The sequence below is a fragment of the Pseudomonas sp. USHLN015 genome (assembly GCF_037153275.1).
GTDB lineage: Bacteria > Pseudomonadota > Gammaproteobacteria > Pseudomonadales > Pseudomonadaceae > Metapseudomonas > Metapseudomonas tohonis.
Genome location: NZ_JBBCKP010000003.1, coordinates 381,802 through 403,361 on the forward strand (window position 1 = coordinate 381,802; position 21,560 = coordinate 403,361).

The window sequence follows — 21,560 nt, forward strand, 5'->3', positions numbered from 1 at the left end:
GCTCAAACATCCTGGGATGGTCGGCAATGAGTCGGGCACGAGCGGTATTCCTGGCCGACCATTCAGACTATTCTTCTGTCTCTTTAAGAAGTACACGGCCTTGGCGGTTAACGACGATTCGCCTGCTCGTGCCGGATGCGATTGATTTCATGAGAAATGTGCCATTGCTCACGTAGGTCTGTCCCTGGGCATTGAAGTGAAGTGCATGGCCACCGCCCATGCCTCGCCAGGTGAGTTCCAGCCCCTCCGGCAGCTCGAGAATCCGCATGAGGTCCTGCTCGCTACGCAACTCTCGCTTGCCCGCTTCGTCTTCGAAAATGCTCAGGGTGCCGCTCCAGTCCCTGGAGCATTGATTGTCGGCATCCAGTGGGCACAGGGTGGTGCGGATGTTGTGCGCGAAGGCGTGGTGCCGAGCGAACTGGATGGAGTGGGCGAGTTCACTGGCGAAGGAAGACAGCTTGTGCTGGTGGTGCATGCGATTGAGCGTTGGCACGCCGAGGGTGAGCAAGGTGGCTGCGCTGGTCAGGCAGATGAGTTGTTCGAGCAGGCTGAGTCCGTGGTGCTTGCGTACATCCATGTTTTTTACTCTCCATTTCCCTGGAGCTTCTAAGAGGAGGCTGTGGTGTCTGTCCTGATCGTTGGTGGTGGGGCCATAGGGCTGTTGACTGCCCTTGAGCTCGTTGAGCAAGAGCGTGTCGTGCTCATCGAGCGTCAACGGGTTGGAAGGGAGTCGTCCTGGGCGGGTGGTGGAATTGTATCGCCGCTCTATCCGTGGCGTTACAGCGATGCAGTGACGGCTCTGGCTCATTGGTCGCAGGATTTCTACCCGCCCCTTGGTCAGGCATTGCTGCGGCAAACCGGGATCGATCCCGAAGTCCACAGAACCGGTCTGTATTGGCTCGACCTCGACGATGAAGCGCAAGCCCTGGCGTGGGCCGCAGGGCGCAAGCGCCCGATTTCCCGCGTATCTATCGACTTGGTCAAGGCAGCGGTTCCCCCGCTGGCCGCCGGTTATTCAACCGCCATCCACATGGCCGACGTCGCCAACGTCCGCAACCCGCGCCTCACCCGTGCGCTGCGCGAGGCCCTGCTTCAATTGCCCAATGTCACCCTCCGGGAAGATTGCGCCGTGGATGGCTTCATCCAGGAAGGCGGGCGTGTCGTCGGGGTTCGTACCTCGCAGGGAGAGGTGCGTGCGGATCGCGTGGTGCTCTGTGCCGGCGCCTGGAGCGGGGAGTTGCTCGCGACGCTGGGGCTCGACTTGCCCGTGGAGCCGGTGAAGGGACAGATGATCCTGTTCAAATGCGCCGAGGATTTCCTGCCGAGCATGGTGCTGGCCAAGGGGCGCTATGCGATCCCGCGGCGCGACGGCCACATCCTGGTGGGGAGTACCCTGGAGCATGAAGGCTTCGACAAGACGCCGACCGAGGCCGCACTGGAAAGCCTGAGGGTGTCGGCCATCGAGATGCTGCCGGCGCTGGCGGAGGCCGAGGTGGTCGGCCATTGGGCCGGATTGCGGCCGGGGTCTCCCGACGGCATTCCTTTCATCGGGCCTGTGCCCGGTTTCGATGGGCTCTGGCTGAACTGCGGTCATTACCGCAATGGGCTGGTGCTGGCGCCCGCGTCCTGCCGGCTGCTCACCGACCTGATGCTGGGGCGCGAGCCCATCGTCGATCCCGCGCCCTATGCCCCGGGAGCGCGCCTGAAGCCGCTGGCCTGATGCCGCCGGGGATCAGTCGATCCCCAGTTTCTTCAGGCGGTAGCGCATCGAGCGGAAGGTCAGGCCCAGGCGCTGGGCTGCGGCGGTGCGGTTCCAGCGGGTTTCTTCCAGGGCCTGCATGATGAGCTTGCGCTCGATCTCTTCCAGGTAATCCTCGAGGTTGCTGACCTGCGCAAGGTCGGCCTCGCCGCTTTCCGACGGGGAGGGCGCGTCGGCCAGGCGCAGGTCCTCGGGCTGGATCTGGTCGTTGTCGCAGAGCGTGTAGGCCCGCTCGAGCATGTTTTCCAGCTCGCGGACGTTGCCGGGGAAGCGATAGCTCTTGAGCTTTTCCATGGCGTCGCGGGTGATGCTGGCCGCGGCGCTGTCCGCAGCCAGGCGCTTGAGCATCACATCGGCCAGTTGCGGGATGTCCTCGCGGCGCTCGCGCAGCGGGGGGACGCTGAGTTCGATGACGTTCAGGCGGTAGTAGAGGTCCTGGCGGAAGCGTCCGGCCGCCACTTCGGCAGCCAGGTCCTTGTGGGTGGCGCTGAGAATGCGTACGTCCACCACCACTTCCTGCTGGCCACCTATGGTGCGAATGGCCTTTTCCTGGATGGCACGCAGCAGTTTCACCTGCATGGGCAGGGGCAGGTCTGCCACTTCGTCCAGGAACAGGGTGCCGCCATGGGCCGCCTGGAACAGGCCGATCTTGTCTTCGATGGCGCCGGTGAAGCTGCCCTTCTTGTGGCCGAAGAATTCGCTTTCCATCAGTTCCGAGGGGATGGCGCCGCAGTTGACCGGTACGAAGGGGTCTTCGTGGCGCGGGCCCTGCTCGTGGATCATGCGTGCCACCAGTTCCTTGCCGCTGCCGGACTCGCCGCTGATGTAGACGGGGGCCTGGCTGCGCGCGAGCTTCTGGATCTGGTTGCGCAGCGCCTTCATCGGCGGCGAGTCGCCGAGCAGGCGGTTGTCCATCGGCGTGTCGCCGCTGCCGCTGGTGCGCAGGCGCAGGGCCGCAGCGACCAGCTCGCGAAGCCGGCCGAGGTCCACAGGCTTGGTGAGGAAGTCGAAGGCGCCGGCCTTCAGTGCGTTGACGGCGGTGTCCAGGCTGCCGTAGGCGGTGATCATCGCCACCGGGACCTGCGGATGGCGCTGCTGGATGTGCTGCACGAGGTCGAGGCCGGTGCCGTCCGGCAGGCGCATGTCGGTCAGGCACAGGTCGAAGGGTTCGGCGGCGAGGAGTTCACGGGCTTCCTTGACGTTGCGGGCGCTGCGGGTATCCAGCTTCATCCGGCCGAGGGTGATCTCCAGCAGCTCGCGGATATCGGGCTCGTCGTCGACGATGAGTGCTCTCTGTCTGGTCATGGTCAGCTCAATTTGCGCGGGTGGGCAAAGGTAATGCGAAAACAGCTGCCGCCGGTTTCGCGTGGGCGGTAGTCGAGGCGGGCCTGGTTGCTCTCGCACAGCTCGCGCGAGATATACAGGCCGAGCCCGGTACCCTTGCTTTCAGTCGTGTAGAAGGGTTCGAAGATGTGCTGCACCTGCTCGGGCGGCACGCCGGCTCCATCATCCATGATCTCCAGGATGGGCAGGTCGCTTTCCGGATCACGGAATAGGCGAAGCCAGACCTGTCCGACCTTGTTCTTCTGAAAACTGTAGCGCAGACCGTTCTGTACCAGGTTGGTCAGTACCTGGGTCAACTGGTGCGGGTCCATGCGGGTCTGGATCGTTCCGCTGTTGGTCTCGATGTGCAGTGTCTGGCCGGGGCCGGAAGCATTGCGGAACTCGCTGGCGAAGCGGTGCAGCCAGTACTTCAGGTCGAGCAGTTGGGGTTCTGACTGGCGACGGCGTGACAGCTGCAGGACGTTCTCGATCACCAGGTTCATGCGTCGCGACTGGTCCTGGATGATCTGCGCCAGGCGTCGGTCCGGGCCGGTCAGCTCTTCCGACTCCTGCAGAAGCTGCGCGGCATGGCTGATGGCGCCCAGGGGGTTGCGTATCTCATGGGCGATGCCGGCGGTCAGGCGGCCGAGGGAGGCGAGCTTGAGCTGTTGCGCCTGCTGGGCGATCTGCGAGATGTCTTCGAGGAAGATCAGGGTGTCGCGTTGTTCGCCCCGTTGCAGCGGTACGAAGCTGGGTTGCAACACCGGGCCTTCGGGCATGGCCTGCAGGCTCTGCGGGCGCAGGGCGGGGTTGTCCATCCACTGCTGGAGGCGCTTGACCAGTTCCGGGCTCTGCGGGTCGATGATGCGCCCGGCGAGGTCATCGCGGCCCAGCAGGGTCTGGGCGCCCTGGTTGGCCAGGAGCACGCGGTGTTGCGCGTCGAGCACCAGGATGCCGGTGCGCATCCGTTGCAGGATCAGGGCGTTGAGTGCCTCGAGGTTGGCGACGTCGGCGGCGCGCTTTTCCGCCAGGGTCTCGCTCAGTTGCAGGCGTTTGCTGATGCCCTGGACGAAGAGTGCGGCCGCAAAACAGAGGGCGCCGAGCGCACCGGCCTGTACGTACTGGTTGGCGACTTCCGGGCGGCTGAGGCTGAGGTAGAAGGTCAGGTAGATCATGCCGATGGTGGCGACGGCGGCGATCAGCAGGCCGACCCGGCCCCGCAGCAGGATGTTGGCGATGGCCACCGCGACTATCACCAGGTTGCCGATGCCGCTGGGCGTACCGCCGGCCGCGTAGAACAGGCAGGACAACAGGATCACGTCCACGAGTGCCAGGCTGAACACCTGCAGCATGTGCTTCGGATGGCGGACCATCAAGGCGATCAGGATGTTCAGCAGCAGGTAGAACCAGGAGGCGTTGCGGAACAGTTGCGCGCGGGCGAGGTCGAGCAGTTCGCTGTCCAGCTCGCTGGAGATCAGCCCGACCAGCGCGAGGCCGATGATCAGCCGGTAGAGGTTGTAGAGGCGGAAGATGCGCCGCGCCGGCTGCCCGCCCAGGACCGTCGACTCACCGCTCACCGCTGGTGGTGTCCTGTTCCAGGTGGGCGCGGCTGCAGTACCAGCGCTCGCCATTGGCCAGCGCATGGGCCTGCGGCACATGCACGCCGCACTGGCTGCATCGCACCATCGGGCTGGCAGCCTCCTCCGCGGGTTTCTGCGGGCGCGGGGCTGGTGGTGCCTTCATCCGGCGCCAGACCCAGACAGCGGCGAAGATCACAACAATCCAGAACAGCAGGCGGATCATCCCGGCGAGCTCACTTGTCATTGAAAGGAGCGCAGTTTAGCCAAGCCGGTGGTCCGCGCACAGCGGGGAGGCTGCGAGCTGTGCGTCAGGTCCCCTGGCATTGCCCGGAGCGGGAGGGGCGCTTTCGTCGGGACAAAAAAAGAGGCCCGCAGGCCTCTTCTTCGATCACGTTGGGCGTTCTCAGTCGAAAACGCCGAAGGTCATGTAGCTGAACCAGGAGCGGTCGCCGCTGCTGTTGGCTTCCGCTTCGTGCTGCTCTTCCTGCACTTCCTGCTGGTTCTCGGGCTTCAGCTCGTCCGGGATTTCTTCCTGGGCGTCTTCGTACTGCTTGATCACGTCCTGGTTGGCGCGGGTCTCGCCCGGGGGCAGCGGCGGCTCGCTCTCGATCAGGCCGAGGGTCGCCTTGGCCAGCCAGGAGCGGTTGTCGGCCTCTTCCTCGCGCGGCACGAACTGGCCATCGACCAGGTTCGGGTGGTCGGGGTAGTTGAGCTTCAGGGTTTCCAGGCTGGTCGCGGCCAGGTCGTTCAGGTTCAGGCGCTGGTAGGCCTCGACCATCACGGCCAGGCCGTCACCGACGGACGGGGTTTCCTGGAAGTTCTCCACCACGTAGCGACCACGGTTGGCGGCGGCGACGTAGGCCTGGCGGGTCAGGTAGTAGTGGGCGACATGGATTTCATAGGCGGCCAGCAGGTTGCGCAGGTAGATCATGCGCTGCTTGGCATCTGGCGCGTAGCGGCTGTGCGGGTAGCGGGTGGTCAGCTGGGCGAACTCGTTGTAGGAGTCGCGGGCCGCACCCGGGTCGCGCTTGGTCATGTCCAGCGGCAGGAAGCGGGCGAGCAGGCCACGGTCCTGGTCGAAGGAGGCCAGGCCCTTCAGGTAATAGGCGTAGTCGACGTTGGCGTGTTGCGGATGCAGGCGGATGAAACGTTCGGCGGCGGACTTGGCGGCCTCGGGCTCGACGTTCTTGTAGTAGGCGTAGATCAGTTCCAGCTGGGCTTGCTCGGCATAACGACCGAACGGATAGCGGGACTCGAGGGCCTTGAGCTTGGATACGGCGCTGGTATAGCTCTTGTTGTCCAGGTCGGCCTGAGCCTGCTGGTACAGCTCGGACTCGCTCAGGTTCTCGTCCACCACTTCTTTGGAGGAGCAGGCGGCGGTTAGGGCGAGAATGGCGATCAGCAGCAGGTGTTTCACTTGCATAGCGGCTTGCGTCCCTGTGACGGCTGGCTGTCTTGGGCGGAGCCGTCCTGTTATGATGGGCGCCCTGGGCTCCCCCAGGACAAAGACGCCGTATTTAACCACAAGCGCGTGGCCGAAACCAAAGGCTGCGCCCCCGCCGTTTTCGAGCATGTCCCCAATCATCAAGCAGGTTATTCAACTCAGCGCCGAGGTGCCGTCCGAACTGGGCGGGCAACGCCTCGATCAGGTCGCTGCCCAACTCTTCGACGAGCATTCGCGTTCGCGCCTGTCCGCCTGGATCAAGGACGGGCTGCTCACGGTCGACGGCCAGGTGCTGCGCCCGCGCGACACCGTCCATGGCGGTTCCCTGCTGGAGCTCAATGCCGAGCAGGAATCCCAGGGCGAGTGGGTGGCCCAGGACATCGCGCTGAACATCGTCTTCGAAGACGACCAGCTGCTGGTGCTGGACAAGCCTGCTGGTTTGGTTGTCCACCCCGCTGCGGGGCATGCCGATGGCACCTTGCTGAATGCCCTGCTGCACCACGTTCCGGACCTGGCCAACGTGCCGCGTGCCGGCATCGTGCACCGCCTGGACAAGGACACCACCGGCCTGATGGTCGTGGCCAAGACCCTGGAAGCGCACACCAAGCTGGTGGCGCAGCTCCAGGCCCGCACCGTCAGCCGCATCTACGAGGCCATCGTGGTCGGCGTGATCACCGCCGGCGGCAAGGTCGACGCCCCCATCGGTCGCAGCTCGCAGCAGCGCCAGCGCATGGGCGTGGTGGCCGGCGGCAAGCCTGCGGTCAGCCACTATCGCGTGCTGGAGCGGTTCCGCTCGCACACCCATGCCCGGGTCAAGCTGGAGACCGGCCGCACGCACCAGATCCGCGTGCACATGTCCTACGTGAACTTCCCGCTGGTGGGCGACCCTGTCTACGGGGGGCGCTTCCGCATCCCGCCCGCAGCCAGCCCCACGCTGGTCCAGACCCTCAAGGACTTCCCCCGCCAGGCCCTGCACGCCCGCTTCCTCGAACTGGATCATCCGGTGACCGGCGCGCGCATGAAGTGGGAATCGCCGCTGCCCGACGACATGGTCTGGCTGCTGACCCTGTTGCGCCAGGACCACGAGTCCTTCACCTGATGGATGACTGGCTGACGCCCGACTGGCCCGCCCCCGCGCGGGTTCGTGCCCGCGTCACCACTCGTGCCGGCGGGTGCAGCCAGGCACCCTTCGACAGTTTCAATCTCGGCGATCACGTCGACGACGATCCCGCCGCCGTGGCGCACAACCGCGCCCGACTGGTCAGCGCCCTCGGCTGCCAGCCCGCCTGGCTCAGCCAGGTGCACGGCGTGCGCGTGGTCGAGGCCGACCCTTCGCGTGTCGAGGTGGCCGACGCCAGCTGGAGCTCGACGCCCGGCATCGCGAGCCTGGTGATGACCGCCGATTGCCTGCCCGCCCTGTTCTGCGACCGCGCCGGCACCCGTGTCGCCGCCGCCCATGCCGGCTGGCGCGGGCTGGCCAACGGCGTGCTCGAAGCGACCCTCGATGCCCTCGACCGCCCGGCGGAGCAGGTACTGGTCTGGCTTGGCCCGGCCATCGGCGTCGACGCCTTCGAGGTCGGCCCGGAAGTACGCGACACCTTCGTCGCCCAGCATCCACAGGCCGCAGCCGCTTTCCGCCCCAGCCACAATGAAGGCCGGCTGATCGCCGACATCTATGCCCTGGCGCGCATCCGCCTTGCCGCGCGCGGTGTGACCGCCGTCTACGGTGGTGGCCTGTGCACCGTCAGCGACCCGCGTTTCTTCTCCTACCGCCGCGCCTCCCGCACCGGCCGTTTCGCCAGCCTCGTCTGGCTCGCCGACTGATCCCCACCGGCGTTTCTCCCCGCCGCCGGCTGTCGCGGACTGACCCGAGTCAAGGTCCGCTGGCTTGAATCGCCCAGAATCGTCCTTATCTAGACTGCATCTCGGCGGGCTTCTCGTATTCGGGGCCTTCATCGCTCCAGCCCGCTCTTTAAAGGAAGGACTGCCCTCATGCGAATCGACCGTTTGACCAGCAAGCTGCAACTGGCGCTCTCCGACGCCCAGTCACAGGCCGTGGGCCACGACCACCCGGCCATCGAACCTTTTCACCTGATACTCGCCCTGCTCGACCAGCAGGGCGGCTCCATCAAGCCCCTGCTCATGCAGGTGGGCTTCGACATCGCTGCCCTGCGAAGCGCCCTGACCAAGGAGCTGGACGGGTTGCCGAAGATTCAGAACCCCACCGGCGACGTGAACCTGTCCCAGGACCTGGCGCGCCTGCTCAACCAGGCCGACCGCCTGTCCCAGCAGAAAGGCGACCAGTTCATCTCCAGCGAGCTGGTGCTGCTCGCCGCCATGGACGAGAACACCCGGCTCGGCAAGCTGTTGCTCGGCCAGGGCGTGACCCGCAAGGCGCTGGAGAACGCCATCGCCAACCTGCGCGGCGGCCAGGCGGTCAACGACCCCAATGTCGAGGAATCCCGCCAGGCGCTGGACAAGTACACCGTCGACCTGACCAAGCGCGCCGAGGATGGCAAGCTCGATCCGGTGATCGGCCGTGACGACGAGATCCGTCGCACCATCCAGGTCCTGCAGCGCCGCACCAAGAACAACCCCGTGCTGATCGGCGAGCCCGGCGTCGGCAAGACCGCCATCGCCGAGGGCCTGGCCCAGCGCATCGTCAACGGCGAAGTGCCCGATGGTCTCAAGGACAAGCGCCTGCTGTCCCTGGACATGGGCGCGCTGATCGCCGGCGCCAAGTTCCGCGGCGAGTTCGAGGAGCGCCTCAAGGCGGTGCTCAACGAGCTGTCCAAGCAGGAAGGCCGCATCATCCTGTTCATCGACGAGCTGCACACCATGGTCGGCGCCGGCAAGGCCGAGGGCGCGATGGACGCCGGCAACATGCTCAAGCCCGCGCTGTCCCGTGGTGAACTGCACTGCGTCGGTGCCACCACCCTGGACGAATACCGCCAGTACATCGAGAAGGACGCGGCCCTCGAGCGCCGCTTCCAGAAGGTCCTGGTGGACGAGCCCAGCGAGGAGGACACCATCGCCATCCTCCGTGGCCTCAAGGAGCGCTACGAGGTGCACCACGGCGTGACCATTACCGACGGCGCCATCGTCGCCGCCGCCAAGCTGTCGCACCGCTACATCACCGACCGCCAGCTCCCGGACAAGGCCATCGACCTGATCGACGAGGCCGCCAGCCGCATCCGCATGGAGATCGACTCCAAGCCCGAAGCGCTGGACCGCCTGGAGCGCCGCCTGATCCAGCTGAAGATCGAGCAGGAGGCCCTGAAGAAGGAGGACGACGACGCCGCCCTCAAGCGCCTCGAAAAGCTCAAGGACGATATCGCCCGCCTGGAGCGCGAGTACGCCGACCTGGAGGAGATCTGGAAGTCCGAGAAGGCCGAGGTGCAGGGCTCGGCGCAGATCCAGCAGAAGATCGAACAGGCCCGTCTGGACATGGAGGCCGCCCGTCGCAAGGGGGACCTGCAGCGCATGGCCGAATTGCAGTACGGCATCATCCCCGACCTCGAGCGCAGCCTGCAGATGGTCGACCAGCACGGCAAGACCGAGAACCAGTTGCTGCGCAACAAGGTCACCGACGAGGAGATCGCCGAGGTCGTCTCCAAGTGGACCGGCATCCCCGTGTCGAAGATGCTCGAAGGCGAGCGCGAGAAGCTGCTGAAGATGGAATCCGTGCTGCACCAGCGCCTGATCGGCCAGGACGAGGCGGTCGTCGCCGTATCCAATGCCGTGCGCCGCTCGCGTGCGGGGCTGTCCGATCCGAACCGGCCCAGCGGCTCCTTCCTCTTCCTCGGCCCGACCGGCGTCGGCAAGACCGAGCTGTGCAAGGCCCTGGCCGAGTTCCTCTTCGACACCGAGGAAGCGCTGGTGCGCATCGACATGTCCGAGTTCATGGAGAAGCACTCCGTGGCCCGGCTTATCGGCGCGCCGCCCGGCTACGTCGGCTATGAGGAGGGCGGCTACCTGACCGAGGCCGTGCGTCGCAAGCCCTATTCGGTGGTGCTGCTGGACGAAGTGGAGAAGGCCCATCCGGACGTCTTCAACATCCTCCTGCAAGTGTTGGAAGACGGTCGCCTCACCGACAGCCACGGACGTACCGTGGACTTCCGCAATACCGTGGTGGTGATGACCTCCAACCTCGGCTCCGCACAGATCCAGGAACTGGTGGGGGATCGCGAGGCCCAGCGCGCGGCGGTGATGGATGCGGTGAGCAACCACTTCCGTCCCGAGTTCATCAACCGCATCGACGAGGTGGTGGTGTTCGAGCCGCTGGCCCGTGAGCAGATCGCCGGCATCGCCGAGATCCAGCTGCAACGCCTGCGCAAGCGCCTGGCCGAGCGGGAGCTGAACCTGGAACTGTCCAGCGAGGCGATGGACAAGCTGATCGCCGTTGGCTACGACCCGGTCTATGGTGCCCGCCCGCTCAAGCGCGCCATCCAGCGCTGGATCGAGAACCCCCTGGCGCAGCTGATCCTGGCCGGCAGGTTCGCACCGGGCATCGCCATCCACGCCAAGGTGGAGGGCGAGGAGATCGTCTTCGACTGACCCTGGAGCCGGTAAGGAAAAGCCCCGCATCGCGGGGCTTTTTCATGGGAGCGGGAATCAGATGTGCCGCAGCAGAACCTCCAGGGCGGCCGCCTGGTCTTCAGCCAGGTCGATGATGTGGAAGCCGGCCCAGCTGTGCTGCCCATCGGCACCGGGGCGGCTCCACAGGCAGTCGGCGCCCAGGCGCACCTCGGTGACCCCTTCCACCGGCGTGACCGAGACGATGCGGCATTCCCATACCGAGTCGCTGGCCAGCGGCGATTCGCTGAACAGCATGAAACCGTCCGCGGAAAGGTCCACCACCCGGCCCAGGCGCTGGGCGGAATTGAGGTCATAGACCTCCAGCTGGAGCTCCGTGGCGTGGCGGCTGTGATGTCGGCGGTCTTCCATGGGGACTCCTTAGCTCGGCTCGGCACTGCGGCCGGTGAAGCGCTGCAGGACGCGGTAGATGGCGCCCAGCGCACGGTCCACCAGCGGTGCGTTGTGTTCCGGGGCGATGATGCGGGCCAGCCCCTGTTCCATCTCGCTGGCCAGCAGCGTGATGGGCTTGATGGCGACGCGCTGGCCGCTGTGGTCGACGAACATGTAGTTGCGCGTGGTCGGGCTGTACCAGGAGAGCTTGAGCTTGCGCCCCTGGCCCTCCTCGACGAATTCGAACCAGGTGTTGAACTCCAGGCTCTCCAACTCCCTGACCAGCGCCTGCGCGCGCGTCGAAAGACCCGACGGGCGAGCCGGGGCCAGCAGGCCTGCGTCCTCGCCGAGCATCTCGCTGAGCGGGCTCTTGGGCAGGTCCGGGTTGATCTGGGCCGCAAGTTGCGGCTGCTGGCCCTGCACGGCGTGCTGGCAGGCCACCAGGTCCTGCAGCAGGCGGCGGATGCCGTCCTCGTGGTAGCCACCGAGCAGCTCCAGGCCCTTGCGCAGGTCCTCCAGCAGCGCCACGCGCAGGCCCTGCAGGCGGTCGCGGCCCTTGGCATCCAGCGGCGTGCCGCTCCAGGCCAGTTGCTCGGCCACTTCCCGCGAACGCTGCCATTCCGCGCCACGGTCGCCGTGGCGCAGGAGGACGAAGACCAGCACGTCGCTCCAGGTCTGTTCGAGGAAGTTGCGGATGATGCTCGGCGGCTCGCGCCCGGCCAGCACCCGGGCGATGGCGTCGACCGCCTGCTGGCGCGCGCTGAGCAGCTTGTCGCGACCCTTGGCCGCTTCCACCGCGCGGCGCTCGCGCAGCTCCACCTTGTGGCGCAGGGTGGCGACGTATTCGTTGAACTCCTCCAGCAGGCTGTCGAACAGCTGCAGGTCGCCGATGAAGCCGTGGATGATCCGCTCGACCACCCACTGCATCTTCGCCAGCAGCCCGCGCGCCTCGCCTTCGCCGCCATAGAGCACGCCGGCCTGGGCCATGGTGTTGAGCAGGCGTCGGGCGGGGTGGTGGTGCTGGGTGAACAGCGCCTTGTCCTGCAGCGCCACCTTCAGGTAGGGCGTGTGCAGGTGGGAAAGGGCGGTCTTGCAGCTGTCCGGCAGGTTGTCGTCGTCGAGGATGAAGTCGAAGAGCATGCCCACCAGGTCGATGACATCCGCTTCCTGGTCCGAGAGCTTCTGCTGCCCCGGGAGGCTGCTGTGGGTTTCCAGTTGCTGTTGCAGGTCGGCCTTGAGTCCGTCTACCCGCTGCGGCTGCTGCAGGCGCGAGGCGAGTTCGTGGGCCGACTGCTGCTGCAGGCGGTTGAGCGCTTCCAGCAATTCCGCCGCGCTGTAGGTGCGCGTGGCACCCCGTGGCGCGTAACTGGCGATGCTGGGGGTGCCGCCGAGCAGCGGCGTATCGAGGTTGCGCTGGCGGTGCTCCTCCAGCAGTACGGCCAGGCCACTGAACAGGGCGCCCGGGTCCAGGGGGGGCGGTGCACCGAGGTCGGCCGGCGGGGGCGGCAGCGGCGCGGTCGGTGCGCTCTGGCTGTTGCGGGTGGCCGCGCTCTGGCCGTCCACGGGCGCGCCGCGGGTGATGCCCTGGGCGCGTTGGGCGCTGTACTTGAGGTTGGGCAGCACGCCCGCTTCTATGAGGCGCTTGTTGAGCGCGTCATAAAGCGTGTCCAGGCTCTGCATCACATGCTGGTCGAAGAGCATGTAGAGGATGGTCTTGATCCGCAGCGGGAAAGGCGTGGGCTCCAGGGCGTCGCGGAACGCCTGGGCGATCGCCTGCGGGCCGAAGGGGTTGCTGTCCTCGCCGAGCTTCTTGCCGTTGTTGAGCAGGCCCAGGCGCTGGTCGAGGGCGAACAGCGACTGCGCGCAGCGGGCCTTGACCCGGCTGACCATGTTGGTGACCAGCAGGCTTTCTTCGTAGACCTCGTTCTGCACCAGCTCCAGGTGCTCGGCGTCCAGTTCGGCAGCTGCCTCGGGCTTGAAGGTGCCGTCGAGGAACTCGGCGAACCTCTGGGCGATCCGCTGGTGGTAGGCGCGCTCGATCTGCGGCCGCTGCTTGCGCACGTCACGCATGTTGTCGAAGAACAGCGTCTGGACCTGGTTGTTCTCGGCCTTCTCGGCACATTCGAACAGGGTGTCGTCGACCTGGGCGAAAACGCCGGTCAGGTGTTCCGCCAGGCGATTCATCACCAGCTTGCGGCAGCTCTGCACCAGTTCGCCGAAGCGCGGCTGGATGCCACGGCTGGCGAGAGTGGCTGGAGGGCGGGGTGGAGGAGGGGTGTCCTGGGTGCTCATGGACTGTCCTGCCGGGGCCGTTCGGCCGGCGGGTCCTGTAAGTGATCTGGGAAAGGCAGATATAGCAGCCGGCCCGGCAACTGCAAAGCATTGTATAAATTCGCTTTTCAGGGGTTGACAGCTCGTTCTGGAAACGTAAAATGGCGCGCCTCAGATGCAGCGAACCACGGTTTGCAGCGGATGAGATTGGAAAGCTTGAAGTTCCGCGATAGCTCAGTCGGTAGAGCAAATGACTGTTAATCATTGGGTCCCTGGTTCGAGTCCAGGTCGCGGAGCCAACTTCCAAACGGGGTATAGCGCAGTCCGGTAGCGCGCCTGCTTTGGGAGCAGGATGTCGGGAGTTCGAATCTCTCTACCCCGACCACTCCTTACATATGGGTCGTTAGCTCAGTCGGTAGAGCAGTTGGCTTTTAACCAATTGGTCGTAGGTTCGAATCCTACACGACCCACCATATTCAGGAATGCGCGGTAGCCAGCAGGCCACCCGCTTCCACGAGAAGCCCACCCATAGCGGTGGGTTTTTTCGTTTTCGCTCCCCCATTTCTACCTGTGCGCACTGGCTCCAGACCTCATGGGTCCCGAGGTCGTGCGCCTCGCTCGCTACTGCGGCGTGATGTCGCAGTTCCGTGCATTCTTTTTGGGTCTGGTGTTCGACCCCACGGGACTGGCTGCCCGCCCGTCCCGCACTCCGTTTCCCGGTTTTCCGCCCGTCCAGGCCGGGTCTGCGGACGGACCTCCTGCGTCTGCCTGCGCCCCATCCCCCTCCGCGAATACCCCATCGCCCACATGGTCTTTCCTCGCCACTGCCCCTGGGAAAGACTCCGCTCCACGCAAAAGCAGGCGGTTACGAACCGTTCGTCCCCGCCGGCTTTCCGCACGGTTACCCAGACGCACTACCGCGCCGGGTGCACGAGAAGGGTTCCAGCGGGAGAGGACCTCCCGACCCTGGTTGTGCGATGCAGGTGCCTTGCGTCGCGGGTTTCTGGATGCCTCTACATGACCAACCTGAATGGAATGGCTCGCAGCCTGGAGAGAACATGAGCAACGCAAGCGCAGGGGTGAAAGGCAAGGAGGTCCCGGTGATCCGCGAGGACGCCGCCGACCAGGCCTTCGAGACCCCCGAAACGGTATCCAAGCGAACGTCGGTGCGTCTCGCCAACATCAGAAGCAACGGCGAGAACAAGCGCACCGCCAACGACAGCCAGCTGGTCTGGTTCGACAGCGCCCAACTGGCCAAGCGCCGCCCCGACGACGGCATCTTCGTCCGTGTCATCAACTCCCTCTACACCGGCATCGTCCTTTATATGGACAACCTCGCCGAGCTGCTCCCCGCCGTCCCCTCGCGCATGCATGCAGTGCTGCGCCTGCGCAACGCGGCCGAGATCAAGGCCTTCCGCGAAAGCCCGCAGTTCGAGGAATTCAAGAAGGGCGCCGCCGCCCGCAACCGCTCCGTCGCCTACAACGACGCCGACGTCCTGGCCGACCTGGGACGCGACGGCCTGCTCACCTGCTTCACCAGCTACGTCGACGACCGCGACAGCCTGCTGGCCTCCATCGACCAGGGGTTGCGCTTCAACTACCTGTGGATCCTCTTCCGCGACCCGACCAACATCCCCCTGGAGCTGGTCATCGCCTCGCTGCAATCCACCTCCACCGTGCTGATGAAGGAGATCAAGGCGCCGACCGACGTCGACGACGCCATCGTCTCCTACGGGGTGATGGAATACGGCGCCGAAGGGGTGATCTTCTCCCCGCGCGATCACGGCGTGATGAGCGAGTTCCTCGCCCGCATGTCCCAGGCGCAGAGCTACGCCAACCTCGACATCCAGGTCGGCACCGTGATCGAAAGCCGCCCGGTGGGCATGGGCTACCGCGCCTGCATCGACGCCTCCACCCTGTTCGAGCCCGACGAGGGCATGCTGGTCGGCAGCACCTCCCAGGGCGGCGTGCTGTGCTGCCCCGAGGTCTACTTCCTGCCCTACATGGAGCTGCGCCCGTTCCGCGTCAACGCCGGCGCCGTGCACTCCTACGTGTTCAACACCGATAACCGCACCGACTACATGAGCGAGCTGAAGGCCGGCTCGCCGATCATGATCGTCAACTCCAAGGGCCGCGTGCGCCGCGCCGCCGTGGGCCGGATGAAGATCGAGCAGCGCCCGCTGCGCCTGATCGAGGTCGAGTTCCCCGGCAAGGAGCGGGTCAACGTCCTTATGCAGGACGACTGGCACGTGCGCATCTTCTCCGACTCCGCCAAGCCGCTGAACATCTCCGAGCTCAAGCCCGGCGACAAGGTCCTCGGCTACGTCACCGAGCCCGGCCGCCACGTCGGCATCAAGATCAACGAATCCATCATCGAGAAATAGGGGCGCGCCATGAGCTACGTCAGCAGAGTACTGAGGGAGCGGCGCCTGCTGTTCCCGTCCTCGCGGCGCGGATTGATCGTGCCCATCGACCACGGCCTGACCCTCGGGCCCATCGCCGGCATGACCCAGACCGCCGATTTCGAGAAATGGATCGCCAGCGACCACATCAGCGCGGTCATCGGCCACAAGGGCCTGATCGAGCGGCTGATCCTGCGCGACATGCTGCACCCCTCCACCGGGGTGATCCTGCACCTCAACGGCATGGCCAGCATCGCCCCCGAGCCCGACACCAAGATCATGGTGTCGAGCATCGACACGGCGCTGGAACTCGGCGCCGACGCGGTGTCGATCCAGATCAACTTCACCGAGGACAACTTCCAGCACAACGTCGCCCTGCTCGGCGCCATGACCGACGCTGCCCACGGCGCCGGCTTCCCCATCCTCACCATGCTCTACGACAAGGCGCGGGGCCTTTCCGCCGCGGATCGGCAGAAGCGCCTCAGCCACCTGGTGCGGGTGGTGGCCGAGCTCGGATCGGACGCGGTGAAACTGGCCATGCCCGAATCCGCCAGCGACTGCACCGAACTGGTGGAGACCCACTGCCGCGACATCCGCATCTTCTTCGCCGGTGGCGAGCGCACCGAAGACGAACGCCTGCTGGGGCTGACCCGCTCCATCCTCGCCAGCGGCGCCGCCGGCCTGTGCGTCGGGCGCAACGTCTTCCAGCACCCGCGCCCCCTCGAACTGCTGAGGCGCCTGGCGGACTGCATCAAGGGCGAGACGGAATACCTCAGTCGCGCCGTGTGAACGGAACTCAACTCCACGCGACCGCCACAAGCGGTCAACCCAGGGTGACAGGTCAATGGATTACCTCGACGACAACGCGGCGCCCACCGGTGCCCGCAACGAATACGTGCTCTCGCCGCTGTGGAAGGACCTCTTCCCCGAAGGGCTGCTGAGCCGGCTCAACGCCAACCCCTTCCTCGTGGCCTGCCGCAACGGCGCGGTCAGCCTCGACCAGTTGCGCCACTTCCTCATCCAGCACCACTACTACTCGCAGTACTTCACCCGCTACCTCTGCGCGCTGATGGGCAGCATCGCCGACCAGGGCGAGTTCAAGTCGCTGTCCTGCAACCTCACCGAGGAGCTGTCCGGTGGCGACAGCGTCGACATCTCCCACGCCGAGCTGTACCGCCGCTCCATGGACCTGATGTCGGCCCCGCCGCGCAGCCGCCCCCTGCTGCCCGGCACCCGCCAGCTCATCGACGGCATGTTCCGCCACTGCCGCAGCAGCGACCCGATCGACGGCCTGGCTGCCCTGTGCCTCGGTGCCGAAGCCATAGTCCCGCTGATCTACGGGCCGGTGCTCGACGCCCTGCGCAGCCACAACGCCCCGCGTGAGGCCGAGCACTTCTTCGTGCTGCACATCGAGGAGGACGAGGACCACGCCATCGTCATGCGCGAGATCATCGACCGCATGCTCGTCGAGCGCCCCTACCTGCGCGCCCGTGTCGTCGCCATCGGCGAGGAGATGGTGCACCTGCGCATGGCCATGCTCACCGAACTGGCCCAGGGCCCCAGCGCCCAGCCCCTCGGCGCCGCCAGCACCCTGATGAGCGCCGAGGCCCTGCAGACGCTGCGCGCCGATGCCTCCCTCGGCAGCGGCAACTTCCTCGACCGCTGCCTGGCACTGAGCACCACGCCCGACGAGCCCTTCCTGTTCCTCGACAAGCCGCTGACCCTGCTGCGCGGCACACCGATCAGCGCCCTCGCGCTCAACGACCTGCAGCACCACCGCATGGCCCTGGCCGCCTGGTACCTGGAGCAGGGCGTGAAGCCCGGCGACGTCGTCGCGGTCACGGTCGAGGATGGCCTCTCCCCGCTGCTGCACTACCTGGCGCTGACCAGCCTGGGCGCGGCGATCTCGCTGATGAACCCGGCGATGCCAGCGGAGTTCGGCATCGCCTACATGGACGAGAACGGCTTCGAGCGCCTCGTGACCGACACCGCCACCCTGGTCGCCAGCGACTTCGCCCGCCAGTGGCGCGACGCCGGCCGCCCGGTGCTCGACGTCACCCGCGCAGCCCTCGATGCGGCGCCGCGCATGCCCGCCTGGTGGCCGCTGGAGCCGGAGGACTCCACCCTGGTGATGCTCAGCCACACCTCTGGCACCACCGGCCTGCCCAAGGCGGTGCGCTTCGAACACCGGCAGTTCTTCATGGGCAAGCGCGCCCGCATCGGACGCTTCGCCGAGGGCCCGGACGAGCGCTTCCTCAGCGCCCTGCCACAATCCCACTCGGCGGCCATCAGCCACCTGGAAACCGCCATCCTCCACGGCATTCCCACCTTCGTCCTCGGCACCCAGCAGGGCCAGGCGCTGCGCGACGCCATCCAGCGTTTCGCACCCACCACGGTCGCCGCGTTCCCGCGCAGCTACGTGCTGCTGGTCGAGGGCGGCATCGCCCATGACGAGTTCCCCACCGTGCGCCGCTGGTTCGCCATGGGCGATGCCTCGCACCAGAGCCACATCCGCCGGATCCTCGAAGGCGCGCCGCAGTCGCGCTTCATCGACGCCTTCGGCAGCTCAGAACTGGGCATGGCGCTGTTCCGCAGCGAATCGAGCCTCGGTGCCATCGCCGCCCAGCGCTGCATTGGCCGCCCGGTGGACATCGCCGTGGCCAAGGTGCTCGACCCGCTCAGCGGCGACGAGGTGCAGCCGGGCGAGGTCGGCCTGCTCGCCGTGCGCTCGCCCACCGTCACCTCCGGCTACTGGAAGCAGCCGCAGAAGACCGTCGACGCCTGGCGCGGTGGCTACTTCCTCACCGGCGATATCGCGTTCTGCAAGGACGGCGAGTTCTACCAGATCGACCGCGCGGTGGATGTCATCGACTCGCCCGCCGGTGCCCTGCACACCCTCCAGCTGGAAGAAGCGGCGCAGCAGGTGGACGGCGTATGCGACGTCACCGTGGTCGGTGTCGACCCGGCCCGCAGCGGTGGCGTCGGCCTGCTCGCCCTGGTCCTGCCGGAGCGCGGCGCGACCGACGCATCGGCCATCGCCGCCCGGGTGCTGCGCACCCTGCACGAGGCCGCAGCGTCGCGTGGCGCACTGGTGGCGGAAGGCTTCATCGCCGTCGCCGTGGTCAGCGACCTGGCGTTCCTGCCCGTCGGCGCCACCGGCAAGGTGCTCAAGCGCCACCTGCGCAGCGTCGCCCAGGCCCTGCTGGCCGGGGAAGGCGGGCAGCAGGTGCAGCACCTGCTGCGCCCCGCCCATCGCCAGCTCGCCACCGCCGGACACGGGCTCTGAGCTGCAGGCCGGCCACCACACAAGGAATCCCAGCATGACCCAAGCAACCTACGAGACCGGCGCACTGGCGTCGGTCCGCCAGCGCCTCGCCGCCGCCGAAGCCGACGGGCAGACGGAGTACGAATGCATGGGCCGCAGTTTCGCGGTGCATGACGGCGTATTCCCGCCGACCCACTTCCAGTCCACCGGCATCTTCACCCGCCACCTGCCCTACCCCCGGGGCGGGCGCCTGCTGGAGATCGGCTGCGGCGCCGGCGTCACCGCCGTCACCGCCGCCCTTGAAGGCTGCCGCGAAGTGGTGGCCAGCGACATCAGCGAGGCGGCCGTGCGCAACACCCGTGCCAATGCCGCGCGCCATGGCGTGACCGGGAAGATGTCGATCCGCCAGGGCGACCTGTTCGAGGTACTGGAGCCGGGCGAGCGTTTCGACGTCATCTTCTGGAACTCCAACTTCGTCTTCGTCGAGGCCGAACACGTCTTCGACAAGGCCATCATGCTCGCCTTCTGCGACCCGGGTTACGCCGCCCACAAGCGCTTCCTCGACGAGGCCCCCGAGCATCTGGCCGACGGCGGCATGCTGCTCATGGGCTTCAGCAGCCAGGGCGATGGCGGTGCACTGGAGGCGATGCTCGCCGAGCACGGCTACGGCTCGCGCCGGGTCGCCTCGGTGACCGGCCAGGGCGCGGGCGCACCGCGCTACGACATCCTCCAGCTCCTGCCGGGTGCGCACGCACCCGCAGGCGCCTGACCGGCAGCGACGGAGCCTCATCGTGAGCACAGGCCAGAAGACCCAGCACGCCGCCGTGGCCATCGTCGGCGGCGGCCCCGTGGGGATGATGCTCGCGCTGTTCCTGGACCACCACGGCGTGCCCGTGGTGCTGTTCAACAGCGAGCGCAACACCCGCTGGCACCCCAAGGGCAACACCCATAACTCGCGCACCATGGAGCACTACCGGCGCCTGGGCCTGGCGGAGGCCATCCGCCGCCTCGGCCTGCCCGAGGACCACCCGCGCGATGTCGCCTACTTCACCCGCCTCAACGCCTGGGAGCTGGCGCGCCTGGACATGCCCTCCGAGCGCGAGCGCATGGCGGCGGCCCGCGCCGCCGAGGACACCGACCAGGTGCCCGAGCCGCTGCTGCGGGCCAACCAGATGTACGTCGAGCGCTTCCTCCTCGAACACATCCGCACCCGGCCCAACATCCAGCTGCGTTTCGGCTGGCGGGTCAGCGGCTTCGAGCAGGACGCCGACGGCGTGCGCCTGATGGCCGTGGAGAGCGCCAGCGGCGAAGCCCTGGAGCACTGGCGCGCCGACTACCTGGTGGGGTGCGACGGCGGGCAGAGTTTCGTCCGCCGCACCCTCGGCATCGGCTACCTGGGGCCGGACGGCTCCAGCGGCGGCTTCCTCAGCGGGCGCATGTTCTCCAGCCACGTGCGTGTACCTGCGCTGCACCGCGACATCCTCCCCGACCGCAAGGCCTGGATGTACAACGTGGTGGCGCCCGACGCGCGCATGCTGCTGATCAGCCTGGATGGCGAGGACGAGTTCCTGCTCATGACCCAGGCACGCTCCCACGACGAGATGCCCCAGGACGACCGGGTGATCGCCGCCATCCGCCAGGGCGTCGGTGCCGAGGTCGAGGTCGAGGTGCTGGCCCATGCCGTGTGGCATGGCGGCCTGGCCCTGGTGGCCGAGCGCTTCTCCGACCGCCGCGTGTTCCTCGCCGGCGATGCCACGCACCTGTTCTCGCCCACCGGCGGCTTCGGCATGAACACCGGCATCGACGGCGCCGCCAACCTCGCCTGGAAGCTGGCCGCCGCCGTCCAGGGCTGGGCCGGGGAAGGGCTGCTGGCGTCCTACGAGCTGGAGCGGCGCCCGGTCACCCTGCGCAACACCGAAGCCGCGCGCCAGCTCACCCAGCGCGTGGGCAAGGTGGAGGTGCCCGCCGCCGTCGAGGCCCGGGGCACCGAGGGCGACCGGGCGCGCGCGCAGCTCGGCGTGTCGCTGCGCGGTTTCCGGGGGCAGTTCACCTCCATCGGCGTCGAGCTGGGCGCGCGCTACGACGGCTCGCCCATCGTCTGGCAGCAGGGCCAGCCGCCGGCGGACGACCCCCTGCACTACCGGCCCAGCACCGTGCCCGGCGGGCGCCTGCCGCACCTGTGGCTGCCCGCCGGCGACGGCACGCGGCGTTCAGTCTTCGACCTGCTCGGGGCGGGGTTCACCCTGCTCCGGGTCGGGCCCGATGCACCCTCGGTGGAGCGCCTGCGCGAGGCCGCCGCGGCCCGGGGCATCCCGTTGACGGTGGTGGAGCTGCCGGCCAGCGCGCGTGACTGCTACCGGGTCGCCTTGTTGCTGGTGCGCCCTGACCAGCACATCGGCTGGCGTGGCGACGACGTGCCGGAAGACGCCGGCGCGGTACTGGAAAGGCTGGTGGGGCACGGCTGCGCCGTGCACCCGAAGGAAGGCCAGGCGCTGGTTGGCGTCCTGGGTGCGGTTGGCTAGATCAACGACCGGGTCGACGACCCGCA

16 protein-coding genes and 3 tRNA genes are annotated in these 21,560 nt (G+C 67.1%); 12 read left to right on the plus strand and 7 right to left on the minus strand.

Annotated features, from left to right (window positions below; translation table 11 throughout):
• Positions 1-67 precede the first annotated feature (67 nt).
• Positions 68-577 (minus strand): GspH/FimT family pseudopilin, encoded by a 510-nt coding sequence (locus tag WFQ67_RS07955; protein WP_337056555.1) that lies wholly within the window; start codon positions 575-577, stop codon positions 68-70.
• 45 nt (positions 578-622) lie between these two features.
• Between WFQ67_RS07955 and thiO the strand changes: the two genes are divergently transcribed.
• Positions 623-1,720 carry a glycine oxidase ThiO gene (gene thiO, locus WFQ67_RS07960; RefSeq protein WP_337056556.1) on the plus strand — a complete coding sequence of 366 codons (1,098 nt, stop codon included), beginning with the start codon at positions 623-625 and terminating at the stop codon, positions 1,718-1,720.
• A 12-nt stretch (positions 1,721-1,732) separates the two neighbouring features.
• On the opposite strand, the gene WFQ67_RS07965 is transcribed toward thiO, so the two are convergent.
• From WFQ67_RS07965 to WFQ67_RS07980, 4 genes are all read right to left on the minus strand, one after another.
• Positions 1,733-3,064 carry a sigma-54-dependent transcriptional regulator gene (locus WFQ67_RS07965; protein WP_213628479.1) on the minus strand — a complete coding sequence of 444 codons (1,332 nt, stop codon included), beginning with the start codon at positions 3,062-3,064 and terminating at the stop codon, positions 1,733-1,735.
• Positions 3,065-3,066: 2 nt separating this feature from the next.
• A complete protein-coding gene (locus WFQ67_RS07970) occupies positions 3,067-4,659 on the minus strand; it encodes a sensor histidine kinase (protein WP_244862983.1) in 1,593 nt (530 codons plus the stop codon).
• Entirely contained in the window at positions 4,649-4,885 is a 237-nt protein-coding gene (locus WFQ67_RS07975; RefSeq protein WP_213628481.1) for a PP0621 family protein, read from the minus strand. Before WFQ67_RS07975 ends, WFQ67_RS07970 begins: the two co-directional genes overlap by 11 nt.
• A 180-nt stretch (positions 4,886-5,065) precedes the next feature.
• On the minus strand, positions 5,066-6,085 hold the full coding sequence (locus WFQ67_RS07980) for an outer membrane protein assembly factor BamD (protein ID WP_173173376.1): 1,020 nt from the start codon (positions 6,083-6,085) through the stop codon (positions 5,066-5,068).
• 148 nt (positions 6,086-6,233) lie between these two features.
• Here WFQ67_RS07980 and rluD point away from each other — a divergent pair, with 148 nt between their 5' ends.
• The 3 genes from rluD to clpB all read left to right on the plus strand — a co-directional run bounded on the left by rluD (position 6,234) and on the right by clpB (position 10,663).
• Positions 6,234-7,205, plus strand: coding sequence for a 23S rRNA pseudouridine(1911/1915/1917) synthase RluD (gene rluD, locus WFQ67_RS07985; protein WP_373874029.1), 972 nt, complete (start codon positions 6,234-6,236; stop codon positions 7,203-7,205).
• Positions 7,205-7,930 carry a peptidoglycan editing factor PgeF gene (gene pgeF, locus WFQ67_RS07990; protein WP_263152755.1) on the plus strand — a complete coding sequence of 242 codons (726 nt, stop codon included), beginning with the start codon at positions 7,205-7,207 and terminating at the stop codon, positions 7,928-7,930. Before rluD ends, pgeF begins: the two co-directional genes overlap by 1 nt.
• A 168-nt stretch (positions 7,931-8,098) precedes the next feature.
• Entirely contained in the window at positions 8,099-10,663 is a 2,565-nt protein-coding gene (gene clpB, locus WFQ67_RS07995) for an ATP-dependent chaperone ClpB (protein ID WP_337056557.1), read from the plus strand.
• Positions 10,664-10,720: 57 nt separating this feature from the next.
• Here clpB and WFQ67_RS08000 read toward each other — a convergent pair whose 3' ends face one another.
• Entirely contained in the window at positions 10,721-11,053 is a 333-nt protein-coding gene (locus WFQ67_RS08000; RefSeq protein WP_263152757.1) for a PilZ domain-containing protein, read from the minus strand.
• Positions 11,054-11,062: 9 nt separating this feature from the next.
• Positions 11,063-13,366, minus strand: a complete 2,304-nt coding sequence (locus WFQ67_RS08005; protein WP_337056558.1) for a DUF1631 domain-containing protein — start codon at positions 13,364-13,366, stop codon at positions 11,063-11,065.
• Positions 13,367-13,568: 202 nt separating this feature from the next.
• On the opposite strand from WFQ67_RS08005, the gene WFQ67_RS08010 reads away from it, so the two are divergent.
• From WFQ67_RS08010 to WFQ67_RS08045, 8 genes are all read left to right on the plus strand, one after another.
• Positions 13,569-13,644: transfer RNA gene (locus WFQ67_RS08010), tRNA-Asn, on the plus strand.
• 9 nt (positions 13,645-13,653) lie between these two features.
• A tRNA-Pro gene (locus WFQ67_RS08015) sits at positions 13,654-13,730 on the plus strand.
• A gap of 12 nt (positions 13,731-13,742) precedes the next feature.
• Positions 13,743-13,818, plus strand: a tRNA-Lys gene (locus tag WFQ67_RS08020).
• A gap of 585 nt (positions 13,819-14,403) precedes the next feature.
• On the plus strand, positions 14,404-15,729 hold the full coding sequence (locus WFQ67_RS08025; RefSeq protein ID WP_337056559.1) for a 3-dehydroquinate synthase II: 1,326 nt from the start codon (positions 14,404-14,406) through the stop codon (positions 15,727-15,729).
• Between the two features lie 9 nt (positions 15,730-15,738).
• A complete protein-coding gene (locus tag WFQ67_RS08030; protein WP_213628487.1) occupies positions 15,739-16,536 on the plus strand; it encodes a class I fructose-bisphosphate aldolase in 798 nt (265 codons plus the stop codon).
• Positions 16,537-16,591: 55 nt separating this feature from the next.
• Positions 16,592-19,033: an AMP-binding protein gene (locus tag WFQ67_RS08035; RefSeq protein WP_213628488.1), complete on the plus strand. Its 2,442-nt coding sequence runs from the start codon at positions 16,592-16,594 to the stop codon at positions 19,031-19,033.
• A 34-nt stretch (positions 19,034-19,067) separates the two neighbouring features.
• Positions 19,068-19,781: a methyltransferase gene (locus WFQ67_RS08040; RefSeq protein WP_173173346.1), complete on the plus strand. Its 714-nt coding sequence runs from the start codon at positions 19,068-19,070 to the stop codon at positions 19,779-19,781.
• A gap of 22 nt (positions 19,782-19,803) precedes the next feature.
• Complete coding sequence (locus WFQ67_RS08045; protein WP_213628489.1) at positions 19,804-21,534, plus strand: FAD-dependent monooxygenase; 1,731 nt, start codon at positions 19,804-19,806, stop codon at positions 21,532-21,534.
• Positions 21,535-21,560 lie beyond the last annotated feature (26 nt).

Bases quoted from the DNA above. Each gene is read 5' to 3' on its own strand.
- WFQ67_RS08025 (WP_337056559.1), top strand. From the start codon at position 14,404: ATGAGCAACGCAAGCGCAGGGGTGAAAGGCAAGGAGGTCCCGGTGATC.
- WFQ67_RS08040 (WP_173173346.1), top strand. From the start codon at position 19,068: ATGACCCAAGCAACCTACGAGACCGGCGCACTGGCGTCGGTCCGCCAG.
- WFQ67_RS07980 (WP_173173376.1), bottom strand. From the start codon at position 6,085: ATGCAAGTGAAACACCTGCTGCTGATCGCCATTCTCGCCCTAACCGCC.
- WFQ67_RS07975 (WP_213628481.1), bottom strand. From the start codon at position 4,885: ATGATCCGCCTGCTGTTCTGGATTGTTGTGATCTTCGCCGCTGTCTGG.
- pgeF (WP_263152755.1), top strand. From the start codon at position 7,205: ATGGATGACTGGCTGACGCCCGACTGGCCCGCCCCCGCGCGGGTTCGT.
- WFQ67_RS08035 (WP_213628488.1), top strand. From the start codon at position 16,592: ATGGATTACCTCGACGACAACGCGGCGCCCACCGGTGCCCGCAACGAA.
- WFQ67_RS07965 (WP_213628479.1), bottom strand. From the start codon at position 3,064: ATGACCAGACAGAGAGCACTCATCGTCGACGACGAGCCCGATATCCGC.
- WFQ67_RS08030 (WP_213628487.1), top strand. From the start codon at position 15,739: ATGAGCTACGTCAGCAGAGTACTGAGGGAGCGGCGCCTGCTGTTCCCG.
- clpB (WP_337056557.1), top strand. From the start codon at position 8,099: ATGCGAATCGACCGTTTGACCAGCAAGCTGCAACTGGCGCTCTCCGAC.
- rluD (WP_373874029.1), top strand. From the start codon at position 6,234: ATGTCCCCAATCATCAAGCAGGTTATTCAACTCAGCGCCGAGGTGCCG.
- WFQ67_RS07955 (WP_337056555.1), bottom strand. From the start codon at position 577: ATGGATGTACGCAAGCACCACGGACTCAGCCTGCTCGAACAACTCATC.
- WFQ67_RS08000 (WP_263152757.1), bottom strand. From the start codon at position 11,053: ATGGAAGACCGCCGACATCACAGCCGCCACGCCACGGAGCTCCAGCTG.
- WFQ67_RS08005 (WP_337056558.1), bottom strand. From the start codon at position 13,366: ATGAGCACCCAGGACACCCCTCCTCCACCCCGCCCTCCAGCCACTCTC.